Source organism: Pseudomonas sp. KH_040, assembly GCF_057839305.1.
Window position 1 is genome coordinate 5,777,944 of sequence record NZ_CM174487.1, and the last position, 13,138, is coordinate 5,791,081.

General features: G+C 58.0%; 13 protein-coding genes. 6 read left to right on the forward strand and 7 right to left on the reverse strand.

Annotated elements, in window-relative coordinates; genetic code table 11:
- The first annotated feature begins 9 nt into the window (after positions 1-9).
- From AC3IUF_RS25715 to AC3IUF_RS25725, 3 genes are all read left to right on the forward strand, one after another.
- Entirely contained in the window at positions 10-1,323 is a 1,314-nt protein-coding gene (locus tag AC3IUF_RS25715; protein WP_160059488.1) for a C4-dicarboxylate transporter DctA, read from the forward strand.
- 87 nt (positions 1,324-1,410) lie between these two features.
- The gene (locus AC3IUF_RS25720; protein ID WP_489279659.1) at positions 1,411-2,115 is read left to right on the forward strand and encodes a FadR/GntR family transcriptional regulator; all 705 of its coding nucleotides are present in this window, start codon (positions 1,411-1,413) and stop codon (positions 2,113-2,115) included.
- A gap of 19 nt (positions 2,116-2,134) precedes the next feature.
- Positions 2,135-2,845, forward strand: coding sequence for a GntR family transcriptional regulator (locus tag AC3IUF_RS25725; RefSeq protein ID WP_447787195.1), 711 nt, complete (start codon positions 2,135-2,137; stop codon positions 2,843-2,845).
- 98 nt (positions 2,846-2,943) lie between these two features.
- Here AC3IUF_RS25725 and yjiA read toward each other — a convergent pair whose 3' ends face one another.
- From yjiA to AC3IUF_RS25740, 3 genes are all read right to left on the reverse strand, one after another.
- A complete protein-coding gene (gene yjiA, locus AC3IUF_RS25730) occupies positions 2,944-3,915 on the reverse strand; it encodes a GTPase (protein WP_489279661.1) in 972 nt (323 codons plus the stop codon).
- 164 nt (positions 3,916-4,079) lie between these two features.
- Complete coding sequence (locus AC3IUF_RS25735) at positions 4,080-4,277, reverse strand: YbdD/YjiX family protein (RefSeq protein WP_003228401.1); 198 nt, start codon at positions 4,275-4,277, stop codon at positions 4,080-4,082.
- A 15-nt stretch (positions 4,278-4,292) separates the two neighbouring features.
- Complete coding sequence (locus AC3IUF_RS25740) at positions 4,293-6,359, reverse strand: carbon starvation CstA family protein (protein WP_007909776.1); 2,067 nt, start codon at positions 6,357-6,359, stop codon at positions 4,293-4,295.
- Between the two features lie 159 nt (positions 6,360-6,518).
- On the opposite strand from AC3IUF_RS25740, the gene AC3IUF_RS25745 reads away from it, so the two are divergent.
- A complete protein-coding gene (locus AC3IUF_RS25745; protein WP_007909775.1) occupies positions 6,519-6,887 on the forward strand; it encodes a PilZ domain-containing protein in 369 nt (122 codons plus the stop codon).
- A gap of 127 nt (positions 6,888-7,014) precedes the next feature.
- Here the strand turns inward: AC3IUF_RS25745 and radA are convergent, their stop codons facing one another.
- The 3 genes from radA to katB are packed head-to-tail and all read right to left on the reverse strand — an operon-like array spanning position 7,015 to position 10,572.
- On the reverse strand, positions 7,015-8,382 hold the full coding sequence (radA, locus tag AC3IUF_RS25750) for a DNA repair protein RadA (protein WP_007909773.1): 1,368 nt from the start codon (positions 8,380-8,382) through the stop codon (positions 7,015-7,017).
- Positions 8,383-8,425: 43 nt separating this feature from the next.
- Positions 8,426-8,971 carry an ankyrin repeat domain-containing protein gene (locus AC3IUF_RS25755; protein WP_007909772.1) on the reverse strand — a complete coding sequence of 182 codons (546 nt, stop codon included), beginning with the start codon at positions 8,969-8,971 and terminating at the stop codon, positions 8,426-8,428.
- A 59-nt stretch (positions 8,972-9,030) separates the two neighbouring features.
- The gene (katB, locus tag AC3IUF_RS25760; protein ID WP_489279664.1) at positions 9,031-10,572 is read right to left on the reverse strand and encodes a catalase KatB; all 1,542 of its coding nucleotides are present in this window, start codon (positions 10,570-10,572) and stop codon (positions 9,031-9,033) included.
- A gap of 286 nt (positions 10,573-10,858) precedes the next feature.
- Between katB and mscL the strand changes: the two genes are divergently transcribed.
- Complete coding sequence (mscL, locus tag AC3IUF_RS25765; RefSeq protein ID WP_007909770.1) at positions 10,859-11,272, forward strand: large-conductance mechanosensitive channel protein MscL; 414 nt, start codon at positions 10,859-10,861, stop codon at positions 11,270-11,272.
- Positions 11,273-11,318: 46 nt separating this feature from the next.
- Here mscL and AC3IUF_RS25770 read toward each other — a convergent pair whose 3' ends face one another.
- Positions 11,319-12,095, reverse strand: coding sequence for a ferredoxin--NADP reductase (locus AC3IUF_RS25770; RefSeq protein WP_489279665.1), 777 nt, complete (start codon positions 12,093-12,095; stop codon positions 11,319-11,321).
- 283 nt (positions 12,096-12,378) lie between these two features.
- Here AC3IUF_RS25770 and AC3IUF_RS25775 point away from each other — a divergent pair, with 283 nt between their 5' ends.
- Positions 12,379-13,092 carry an autoinducer binding domain-containing protein gene (locus AC3IUF_RS25775; RefSeq protein ID WP_176472365.1) on the forward strand — a complete coding sequence of 238 codons (714 nt, stop codon included), beginning with the start codon at positions 12,379-12,381 and terminating at the stop codon, positions 13,090-13,092.
- Positions 13,093-13,138 lie beyond the last annotated feature (46 nt).

Genomic DNA, 13,138 nt, shown 5'->3' on the forward strand with positions numbered 1-13,138 from the left:
ATTCCTCCCATGCTCAGATGGTGCTCGCGTTCAATCTTCCTCCAAGTGGTTCTCGGACTGATGCTCGGCATCGTCTGCGGGCTGACCCTTCCTGAATACTCGGCCCAGCTCAAACCGCTCGGCGACGGTTTCATCAAACTGATCAAGATGCTCATCGGCCTCATCGTGTTCTGCGTGGTGGTCAGCGGCATCAGCGGCGCCGGCGATCTGAAGAAGGTCGGGCGCATCGGTCTCAAATCGGTGATCTACTTCGAAGTGTTGACCACCATCGCACTGGTGATCGGTCTGGTGTTCGCCTTCAGTACCGGCATCGGCAGCGGCGCGAATATCCATCTGGAGCAGCTGTCGACCGCCGACATGGGCGATCTCGCCGAACGCGGCCAGCACATGCACACCACCACGCAATTCCTGATGGACCTGATCCCGACGTCGGTGATCGGAGCCTTCGCTGATAACAACATTCTGCAAGTATTGCTGTTCTCGGTGCTGTTCGGCAGCGCCTTGAATCTGGTCGGCGAAGCGGCTTCCGGGATCTCGCGGCTGATCAACGAGCTGAGCCATGTGATCTTCCGCATCATGGGCATGATCGTGCGTCTGGCGCCGATCGGCGTGTTCGGCGCCATCGCCTTCACCACCAGCAAATATGGCCTCGATTCCCTGCAACACCTGGGCAGCCTGGTCGGTTTGTTCTACCTGACCTGCATCGCGTTCGTCAGTGTGATTCTCGGTCTGGTGATGCGCGCTTCCGGCCTGCGCATGTGGCCGCTATTGAAGTATCTGCGCGAAGAACTGCTGATCGTCATGGGCACGGCATCCTCCGACGCCGTGCTGCCGCAAATCATGCGCAAACTCGAACACCTCGGCATTGGCAGCTCGACCGTTGGTTTGGTGATTCCAACCGGGTACTCGTTCAACCTTGACGGTTTCTCGATCTACCTGACCCTGGCCATCGTGTTCATTGCCAACGCCACCGGCACGCCGCTGGCCATGACCGATCTGCTGACCATTTTGCTGGTGTCACTGATTACCTCCAAAGGTGCCCACGGGATTCCGGGTTCGGCACTGGTGATTCTGGCGGCAACGCTGACAGCGATTCCGGCGATCCCGGTGGTCGGTCTGGTGCTGGTGTTGGCAGTGGACTGGTTCATGGGCATCGGCCGAGCACTCACCAATCTCATCGGCAACTGCGTCGCCACGGTTGCGATCGCCCGTTGGGAAAAAGACATCGACGTGCAACGCGCCAACAAAGTACTCAGCGGTCAGCAGGGCTACACCTTTCAGCCGCGTAAAACAGCAACTCCGGCGCACCAGCAGGAGTTCTGATTTAACCCCTGTAGGAGCTGCCGCAGGCTGCGATCTTTTGATCTTGAGTTTGCGGCTATCTCCCCCCAGGCAAATGGAGCAAGACCCTTGATAACCACATCAACCGTCGTCAACTCAGTCGTAGAAAAACTGCGCGCCGCATTGGCCCGTGGCCAGTGGCGCTCCGGCGACATGCTGCCGGGCCAGCGCGAACTGGCCGAACAATTGGGCATCAGCCGCCCGAGCCTGCGCGAAGCAGTGATCGTCCTGGAAACCCTCGGCCTCGTCCGTTCGATGCCGGGCAAAGGCGTGGTCGTGCTCGACGCGCAATTGAGCGATAACCAGAGCCACGACAGCGCGGTGGCCGGTGCCAGCCTCGAAGACGTGCTGCAACTGCGCTACACCCTCGAGCCGTTCATTGTCGGTCTGGTTGCGCAGTCGATCAGCAGCAAGGAAGTCGGCCAGTTGCGCCTGACCCTGATGGACATGCGCGAAGCCCTTGAGGCTGGCGACAGTGAAGCCGGAGTCAGCGCCTACATCGCCTTTCACGAAGAATTGTTCACCCTGACCTCGAATCCGATTTTTCAGAGCGTGGTGCAGCAAACCAGTAACGCCCTCAAGCAGAGCGCCGAGGTGCTGCGTAATTCTCCAGAACATCTGGCCGAGCGCCTCGAAGAAAACGAAGCGGTGGTCCGCGCCATCCGCAGCAAGAACAGCGCCCAGGCCAGTGCGCAATTGCGTCGGCACATTCTGCGCGAAGGTCAACGGATGGGCATCGAGTTGAACATCCCGGAAGACAACTTGAGTCGCTGATTTCTATTGGAGACAGGCCATGAACAGTTTCGCCTCAGCGTCACACACTCGCCAGACCACGACGCCCCTGCCCTTCTCCCGCCTGCGCGAAACGGCAGAGGGTCTTTATCCGCGATTGTTCGATGCGATTCTGGAACAGCGCATCGATTCGACCAGCCGATTTACCGAGGACAGCTTGAAAGAGATGTTCTGCGCCAGCCGCGCCGATGTGCGGCGGGTGTTGACGCAGTTGTCGCTTGAGCACGTCATTGTGCTGCGGGCCAACCATCGGCCGCGTGTGGCAGCACCTGATCGGGAGCAGACACGACAGGCCCTGCATGCGCGGCGGCTGGCCGAAAGCACGCTGGTACATCTGGCCTGTCAGCGCGCGCAAGCGGAAGGGTTGAAACGCTTGCGCGGGTTGATCGAGCGCGAGCGTCAGGCTGTCGAGCAGGATCGGCGTGGTGCGGCGATTCGCTTGTCCGGGGAGTTTCATCTGCACTTGGCGCAGATGGCGGGGAATGCACCGTTGGCGCATTTTCTCGGCAGCCTGGTGCCGTTGACGTCATTGGCGGTTGCGCGAAGTGAGCGTCAAACGCACAGCTGTTGCGCATGGCAGGAGCATTTGGCGTTGGTTGAAGCGGTGGAAAATCGGGATGCTTCCAAGGCCGGGATGCTGATGAATCGGCATCTGGATCATCTTGAGCAGACGTTGCTGGGTTCAGACCTTGAACATTGTGTTGCAGGTTAGATTACTATCGCGAGCAGGCTCACTCCTACATTTGAAACGCGTTCCCCTGTAGGAGTGAGCCTGCTCGCGATGGCGTCATCATTGACACTACAAACCCATCAGGCAGAAGCCACTCTGGCAAACCCCGCCCGAATCTTCTCTTCCGGCAACTCATCAGCAATAAACACAATCACACTTTCCCGCGCCTCACCCTCGGCCCATTCAGTATCCCAGTCGAAACCGTAAAGCTTCAACACACCCTGAAACACCAAGCGCCGATCCTCACCCGCAATGTTCAACACGCCTTTGTAACGCAGCAATTGCTTGCCGTGTTCTTCCAGCAGTTCATTCATGAACTCGCTGAGCTGATCGATATCCAGCGGCTGATCGGTGCGCAACACCAGACTGGAAATGCGATCAATCGACGGTGCCTTGCTCACTGGGCGAAGGCTCAATCCGCCGCCAAGATCGGCATTGAGGTTGAAGCCACGCACATCCAGCAGTTCAGCCAGATCAATGTTGCCATGTTCAACCACGCGGATTGGCGCACGACGGTTGATTCGCGTCAGGCGTTCGTTCAGCGCGTTGAAAGTCGCCTCGTCCACCAGATCAGTCTTGCTCACCAGCAAGCGGTCGGCGAAACCAATCTGCGCCTGGGCGATGGTCTGGCTCAGGTGCACGTCCGCGTGAGCGGCATCGACCAGGGTGATGATGCCGTCGAGCAGGTAGCGCTCGCGCAGTTCTTCGTCAATAAAGAAGGTCTGCGCCACCGGCGCCGGATCGGCCAGACCGGTGCACTCGATGACCAAGCGATCAAAGGCGATTTCGCCGCTGTCCAGCCGTTCAAGCAGCAGGTAAAGCGCTTTGGTCAGGTCGGTGTGAATGGTGCAGCACACGCAGCCGTTGGCCAGGGTCATGACTTGCACCGGTTCGTCACCCAACAGCTGCGTGTCGATACCGGCGTCACTGAATTCGTTTTCGATCACGGCGATTTTCAGGCCGTGCTCGGCTTTCAAGATATGGCGCAGCAAAGTGGTCTTGCCGGCGCCGAGGAAACCGCTGAGTACCGTGACCGGGATGGGAGAGGACAAAACTCGATCTCCTTCACAAAATGAATGAACAACACAAAAACAACTGTGGGAGCGAGCTTGCTCGCGAAAGCGGTGTGTCAGTCAAATCATTCATCAACTGACACTCCGTATTCGCGAGCAAGCTCGCTCCCACAGGGGGATTACCTCAACCTTGCGCTGTCAGCTCAACAGCACTTCGGCCCACCCTTGCCACCGTAACGGGCTTCCTGACGTTCGCGGAAGAACATCTCGTAGCTCATCACCGGTTTGTCCGGGTGCTTGGTTTGCATATGCTCGACGTAGGTGTCGTAGTCGGGCATGCCGACCATCAGGCGCGCGGCCTGACCGAGGTATTTACCGAGGCGACTCAGGTCATTGAACATGCTGCAATCCTCTGGTTACGCATCCGGCAGAGCCTGGAATGGCGATTCTTTATCCGTACGCTCTTTTTTGCCCCAGGCGGCGATGCCGACCTTGAGCGCATAGAACAGGATACTGAAGACCACGAACAGGAACAGCGCCGTCAGCGTTGCGTTGGTGTAAGCGTTGAAGATCACGTGCTGCATCTGCTCGACGCTTTTTGCCGGGGCCAGCACCTGACCATTGGCCAGCGCATCGCTGTACTTCTTGGCCAGCGACAGGAAGCCGATTGCCGGGTTGGCATCGAACAGTTTGATGAAGCCCGCCGTCGTGGTGCAAATCAACAGCCAGGTGGCTGGCAGCAGGGTGACCCAGATGTAGCGCTGACGCTTCATCTTGATCAGGACCACGGTGCCGAGCATCAGCGCGATACCGGCCAGCATCTGGTTAGAGATACCGAACAGTGGCCACAGGGTGTTGATGCCGCCCAGTGGATCGATCACGCCCTGGTACAGCAACCAGCCCCACATCGCCACACAACCGGCGGTGGCGATCAGGTTGGCGGTCCACGATTCAGTACGCTTGAGCGCTGGCACGAAGGAGCCGAGCAGATCCTGCAGCATGAAACGACCGGCACGAGTACCGGCGTCGACTGCGGTCAGAATGAACAGCGCTTCGAACAGGATCGCGAAGTGGTACCAGAACGCCATGGTGTTTTCACCCGGCAGGACACTGTGCAGGATCTGCGCGATACCGACCGCCAGGGTCGGCGCACCGCCGGCACGGGCCAGAATGGTGGTTTCGCCAATGTCATGCGCCACGGCTTGCAGCGCTTCCGGCGTGATCGCAAAGCCCCAGCTGGAGACCACTTGCGCAACCGAAGCAACGTCACTGCCAACCACAGCGGCCGGGCTGTTCATGGCGAAGTACACGCCAGGCTCGATCACCGAAGCGGCAACCATCGCCATGATGGCGACGAACGACTCCATCAGCATGCCGCCGTAACCGATGTAACGGGCGTTGGTTTCGTTATCCAGCAGCTTCGGCGTGGTGCCCGAAGAAATCAGCGCGTGGAAACCGGAAACCGCACCGCAAGCAATGGTGATGAACAGGAACGGGAACAGACCGCCCTTCCACACCGGGCCAGTGCCATCGACAAACTGGGTCAGCGCCGGCATTTTCAGCTCGGGCATGGTGATCAGAATACCGATCGCCAGGGCGACGATGGTGCCGATCTTGAGGAACGTCGACAGATAGTCACGCGGTGCCAGAATCAGCCAAACAGGCAGCGATGCAGCGACGAAACCGTAACCGACCAGCATCCAGGTAATCTGCACGCCGGTGAAGGTGAACGCCTTGGCCCACACCGGATCAGCGGCAATCTGCCCACCGAGCCAGATCGAACCCAGCAGCAGCAACACACCGACCACGGAGATTTCGCCGATACGGCCCGGGCGGATGTAGCGCATGTAAATGCCCATGAACATCGCGATCGGGATGGTCGCCATCACGGTGAAGATGCCCCACGGGCTCTCGGCCAGCGCTTTAACCACGATCAGCGCCAGCACCGCGAGGATGATGATCATGATCAGGAAGCAGCCGAACAGGGCGATGGTACCGGGAATGCGGCCCATTTCTTCACGCACCATGTCGCCCAGGGAACGGCCGTTGCGCCGGGTCGACATGAACAGAACCATGAAGTCCTGCACCGCGCCCGCCAGCACCACGCCGGCAATCAGCCAGAGCGTGCCAGGCAAGTAGCCCATCTGCGCCGCCAGCACCGGGCCGACCAGAGGTCCGGCGCCCGCGATCGCGGCGAAGTGGTGACCGAAAAGAATGTGTTTGTTGGTCGGCACATAGTCCAGACCATCATTGTTGAGCACGGCGGGGGTGGCCCGACGCGGATCGAGTTGCATCACATTGTTAGCGATGAACAGGCTGTAGTAACGGTACGCAACCAGATAAATGGCCACGGCTGCGACCACGATCCACAAGGCGTTGATCGCCTCGCCGCGGCGCAATGCCACTACGCCCAGGGCGCACGCTCCTACGATTGCCAGCACTAGCCAGGGTAAATGGCGTAGCAGGCTATTATTATTTTTCATTTTATTATTCCAGCCAGGGTGGACAAGAAAGACAGCCACCCCGAGTTTAGCGCTTACGGCGCCAAAGGCCATACCCCGACGTTGGTCTAGACGCTTTAGCGATTGGCTGGCGCCCGCATTCGCGGTCTATAGTCAGCGAACCTTCATGAGGATTGCGCCATGAGCGAACACCCAGCCAACCGTCGTCGCTTCAAACGTATTGCGTTCGATGCCAGAACCGAGCTGAGTCAGGGCGATTACATCTGGCCGGTCAAGCTGATCGACCTGTCGCTCAAAGGATTGCTGATCGAAAGGCCGGAGCCGTGGTTGGGGGATGCGGAGAAGGATTTTTTCGTCGACATTCACCTGAGCGATGACGTCGATATCAAGATGGATGTGCATCTGGCACACGAAGAAAATAACCAGTTGGGCTTTGTCTGCCGACATATAAGCCTGGAATCGATCCAGCGCTTGCGGCGCCTGATCGAGTTGAATCTGGCGGATGAGGCCGAACTGGAGCGCGAGTTGGCTGCCCTGATCGAAATCTAGAATCCACAATTGAACCCTGTGGGAGCTGGCTTGCCAGCGATAGCGATTTCAGACTCGACGAATATGTCGACGGACAGAACGCAATCGCTGGCAAGCCAGCTCCCAAAGGTTATGCAGTGGGTTCAAGTTATTCGAAGAGCGCGTCAAGGGCCTGTTCGAGGCGGGTCACGGCGATGATCTGCAGGCCTGGCGGAGATTCCTTCGGCGCATTGCCCTTGGGCACGATCGCCCGTTTGAAGCCATGCTTGGCCGCTTCCTTCAAACGTTCCTGCCCGCTTGGCACCGGCCGCACCTCACCGGACAGCCCCACTTCACCAAATACCAACAGATCATGCGGCAATGGCCGGTTGCGCAGGCTCGACATCACGGCCGCCATCAGCGCCAGGTCTGAAGCCGTCTCCAACACCTTCACCCCACCCACGACGTTGAGGAACACATCCTGATCGTGAGTCGGAATTCCGCCGTGGCGATGCAAAACCGCAAGCAACATCGCCAAACGGTTCTGATCCAGGCCCAACGTCACCCGTCGCGGGTTGGCCAGATGGCTGTCATCGACCAGCGCCTGCACTTCCACCAGCATCGGCCTGGTGCCTTCCCACGTCGCCATGACCACACTGCCCGGGACTTCTTCCTGCGCACGGGTGAGAAAAATCGCCGAAGGGTTGGAGACTTCTTTCAAACCCTTGTCGGTCATGCCGAACACACCCAATTCGTTGACCGCGCCGAAACGGTTTTTCACCGCACGCAACAAACGCAAACGCCCATCGGATTCGCCTTCGAAATACAGCACGGTATCGACCATGTGCTCGAGAACCCGCGGACCGGCCAGTGCGCCTTCTTTGGTGACGTGGCCGACGAGGAAAATCGCCGTACCGCTCTGCTTGGCATACCGCACCAGCAGCGCCGCGCTCTCACGCACCTGAGAGACGCCACCGGGAGCCGATTGCAACTGTTCGGTGAAGATCGTCTGGATCGAGTCGATCACCATCACCTTGGGTTTTTCCTGACGGGCCGTGGCGATGATGGTTTCGATGCAGGTTTCGGTCATCACCCGCAGTTGATCCTGCGGCAAGCCAAGGCGCCGGGCACGCATGGCCACTTGCTGTTGGGATTCTTCGCCGGTGACGTACAGGGCGGGCATGCTTTTGGCGAGGTTGCACAGGGTCTGCAACAGGATCGTCGATTTGCCGATCCCCGGATCACCACCGATCAGCACCACCGAACCGTCGACCAGACCGCCGCCAAGGACCCGGTCCAGTTCACCGGACGCGGTGGAGAAGCGCGGAATCTCTTCGATGCTGACTTCGGCCAGGGTCTTGATCTGCGCCTGCTGCCCGGCCCAGCCGGTGCGGCCGGTCGGCGCCGTGGCCCCGCCGCTTTCGATCATGGTTTCAGTCAGGGTGTTCCAGGCGCCGCACTCGCCGCACTGGCCCGCCCATTTGGGAAAGGTTGCGCCGCACTCAGTGCAGCCGTACATGCGCTTGGCCTTGGCCATCTGGATCCCCCGGCAAAAACCGCGATGATAACGCAGCCACCGCTCAGCGCGGCGTGGCGGTGCGGATTTCGCCGTTGGCCAGACGCGCGGCGCTGTTGCCCAACGGATCTTCGGCATTCAGGTCCGCGCCCTTGGCCTTCAGTGCATCGAGCAATTCCAGACGCTTGAACAACCCGGCGTACATCGCCGCCGTCTGCCCGGCACCGTTACGCTGGTCGGGGCTGCAATCGGTGGCCATCAGGCGTCGGGCGATCTGTAGTTCACCTTTGAAAATGGCCCCCATCAGCGCGGTGTTGCCGCGTTGATCCTGGGCACAGGCATCGGCGCCAGCAGCGAGCAAACGTTCCACCGCCGGTGCCTGACCGTGATAGGCCGCCAGAATCAGCGCGGTGTAACCCTTGCTGTCACGAGTGTCGAGGGAATAGCCGGACTCGATGAACGTGTCGAGCATCGGCACATCACCGCGCCGGGCCGCGTCGAAATAGTAGTCCTGTAACTGGGCCTTGATCGCCTCGGGAGTCTGCTCGACCGGTGCCGCCCATGCCGCGAACGACAGACAACCGGCCAACAGTAAAAAACAGATTCGCATAAGCAGTCTCCTTGCGTGGAACGGGGCCTGGCTCAGGCCCCGTGTGCGCTATGTCGGTATCAGTCGACCAATTTGGCCGCCAGCGCCTTGACCCGGCTGAGGTCACCCTTGGCCACTTCCGTGACGCCGGTGCCGTATTCCGGATCGGCCTTATAAAGGAAGGACAGGATGATGTGCTTGCTCTCGTCATCGGTGGTCGCCAGCGAGCCACCGAAGCTGTCGATCAGGTCGCGGCGTTCCTTCTTGCTGAACGAGCGATACAGATCGCCGGCCTGCTTGAAGTTCTGCTCACGCTGGATCTTCGCCTGCTGCGTGCTGCCCGACAGCGCCAACTGGCTGTAACGCGCGCCTGGCGTCTCGTCACGGGGTTGCAGTCGGCTTGGCTGGTAGTTGACACCGCTGTTGCTGGCGCCGAAGTTCATCGCGCCATCCTGGTTGCCATTGTTCACGACAACTTTCGGCGCATTGATCGGCAATTGCAGGGCATTGGCACCCAAGCGATACATTTGTGTATCGGCATAAGAAAACACTCGGCCTTGCAACAAACGGTCTTCAGAAGGTTCGATACCCGGAACAATATTCGCCGGCGCCATGGCCACTTGTTCGGTTTCCTGGAATACATTTGCCGGATTACGGTTCAATACCATTTGTCCAACTTTTCGCTCAGGAATACCTGGCCAGATCTTGGTCGCGTCTAATGGATCAAAATCAAACTTGGACAAATCTTGTGGTTTCAGCACTTGAATGTACAAGTCCCACTTCGGGAAGTTACCTTTATTGATGTTGCTCACCAAGTCATTGGTCATGTGACTGTAGTCCTGACCCTGAACTTTCGCGACTTGCTTTGGCGTAAGGTTATTAAGTCCTTGCAAACTCTTCCAGTGGAACTTGACGTAGTGAACTTCGCCCTTGGCATTAATCAACTTGTAAGCGTGTACGCCGTTGCCGTCCATTTCTCGATAACTGGCAGGCGTTCCCGAGTTCGAATACAACTCGGTCAAGGTACGGGTGGCTTCCGGTACATGGGAGAAGAAATCGAATCGGCGCGAATCGTCATCAAGGTTGGTCCGCGGGTCCGGTTTGAACGCGTGCACCATGTCGGGAAACTTGATCGCGTCGCGGATGAAAAAGGTCGGGAAATTGTTACCGACCAGATCCCAGTTGCCGTCGGCGGTGTAGAACTTGGTGGCGAAACCTCGAGGGTCGCGCAGGGTTTCCGGTGAGTGATTGCCGTGCACCACTGCCGAGAAGCGCACGAAGACCGGCGTCGTCTGACCGGCGGCAAAGACCTTGGCCTTGCTCAGGTCGCTGAGATCGTTGGTCACGGTGAAGGTGCCATGGGCGCCGGTACCGCGGGCGTGAACCACACGCTCGGGAATGCGCTCACGGTCGAAACGCTGCAGCTTCTGAATCAGTTGTACATCCTGCAGCAGCACCGGGCCGTTGGCGCCGGCGGTCTGCGAGTTCTGATTGTCGCCAACCGCAGCCCCGTTATCGCGGGTCAGGGGCGCGGCGTTTACGGAGAAGGTCAACAGGCTGGCGGTGAGTACACCGAGGGTGCGGCGACGGGGAAAAGCCCCCAGTCCAAGTGCGGAGTTCATATCAGGATCCTCTGGTTATTTTGGGGCGCATCCAGATGCGCCAAGCCAAGGCTAGAGGCCTGCGACGTCGAACATAAATAGAAAGAACGTAACGCCATGATTGAGAAAATTGGCTGTTCGATCAGCGAGTTACCGTATATTTCGCGCGCGATTGATGGCACTTTGCAAACTAATCGCCTATTGATGTGTCGATAAAAACGGGCATTGTAAGAAGGTGTTTCGCGCAGGACGCGTTTTGCTGATTTACACTGCGTACACCAAACTCATCTGTAACAAGGAAATAACTATGGGCGTGCTAAGTGAGTTCAAGGCCTTCGCGGTCAAAGGCAATGTGGTCGACATGGCCGTCGGTATCATCATCGGTGCGGCCTTCGGCAAGATTGTTTCGTCGTTTGTCGGTGACGTGATCATGCCGCCAATCGGCCTGCTGATCGGTGGGGTGGATTTCAGTGACTTGGCCATCACGCTCAAGGCCGCCGAGGGCAATGCCCCTGCGGTCATGCTGGCTTACGGCAAGTTCATCCAGAGTGTTCTGGACTTCGTGATCGTCGCTTTCGCGATCTTCATGGGCGTCAAAGCCATCAACCGTCTCAAACGCGAAGAAGCCGTGGCCCCTACCCTGCCACCGGTTCCGACCAAGGAAGAAGAGTTGCTCGGCGAGATCCGCGACTTGCTCAAGGCCCAGAACACCCGGCCCTGAATTCTGTGCACGATAGAAACAACGGCGCCTTCGAGGCGCCGTTTGTTTACCAGTAGTTTTCCACCGCCACCTGACCGGGCCGGCGAGTCAGGCTTAGGCTCATGTGGCGCTTTTTCAGCAACGCGCGTGTGTCATCGATCATCTGCGGATTGCCGCACAGCATGACCCGCGAGTGCTCCGCCGACAGCGCCACGCCCGCTGCGCGCTCCAGCTCACCGCTTTCAATCAATGTGGTGATGCGCCCGTGCAGTGCACCGGGGTGCGCTTCACGCGTCACCGTGGCGATGAACTGCAATTTGTGCGCGTATTCGCTGAGGTATTCACGCTGCGTAAGTCCGGCAATCAACTCCTGATAAGCCAACTCCCGCGCTTCGCGCACGCTGTACACCAGAATGATGCGCTCGAATTTCTCCCAGACTTCGAAGTCCTGCAGGATCGACAGAAACGGCGCCACCCCGGTGCCTGTGGACAAAAGCCACAGATCGCGCCCGTCGACAAAGCGATCTAGCGTCAGGTAGCCGAATGCCTGGCGATCCACCAGCAAGGTGTCGCCGACCTGCAACCGGCTCAGCTCACTGGTGAACTCCCCGCCCGGCACGACGATGGAAAAGAACTCGAGAAACTCGTCAAAAGGCGACGACACCATCGAATACGCGCGCCACACGATGCTGCCATCGGCTTTGCTCACACCAAGCCTGGCGAACTGCCCGGCGCGGAAACGGAAACCGGCATCCCGGCTGGTGCGCAGGGTAAACAGGCTCGGGGTCAGGGGTTGGACATCGAGCAACGTCTGCGTGGTGTACTTCTCTGCGCTGGCAGTCATGGGACACTCCATTGAACGATTGCCTACAGTGTCGCGCAAATTAACTGGTCTAAACACTGATGATTGGTAATGACATTCAATCAATTAAGCAAGTCGGCAGTATTATCAGATGACAACATCAATATAAAAATCGCGCATCCTAAGAACGCTTTATGGATATTTGGCTATCTGCAATCTCGAAAAAATTTAAAGCTTATTGTAAGAAACATCCTACACTTCGTTTCGTGCCGGATCCTTTGGATCCATTCGGCGCCCCCCCGCAACGCCAATGGAGTGTTCAGAGATGGAAACGTGGAAGGAGTCACAGTTAAAAAGACTGACTTTTGCCAACGGAGTAGAGACTGCCTATCCGATATTATTGCAATTCGCAGAAAATCTCGGATTCAATTTTTGTGCAATTTCAGTTGTTTCACTACATCGCGATATGCCTCTTAAAACCTTTCAAATCAACAACTACCCTGACGAATGGAATTCACAATACGAGAAAAACAATTACAGCAAAGTTGACCCACTAATAGCACACTGCAATCACTCGATGTCACCTATTGTCTGGTGCGAGTCGGTATTCGCAAATACTCGACCGTTATGGCAAGGATTACAGCATCACGGTATGCAACATGGCTGGTCCCAGTCGTTCCATCATGAGCAAAGCGGCTTGTGCAGCATTATCAGCCTGGCGCGCAAACACTGTCCGATCAGTCCTCTGGAGCTGTATGAGCACTTTGGTTATATGTTCTACGCCACCAGTCACCTGAGTGAGCTGTTTGCCCGAACCCTGCCGGCAGAGTCCCTCAAACCCCGCCAACCACACCTTTCGCCGCGAGAGCTGGAGGTTCTGCAATTGTCCGCGGGAGGCAAGACAGCCTATGAAATCTCGAAGATCCTCAGCCTGAGCGAGCGCACCGTGAACTACCACGTGCAGAACGTCATCGAGAAGCTCAACGTCTGCAACAAGATTTCCGCTGTCATAGCGGCCGCCAGAGCCGGGATCATCTAGTCGATCCAGCCTTGCCTCCCATAGAAAACTTGCGGGTAATAAAGAA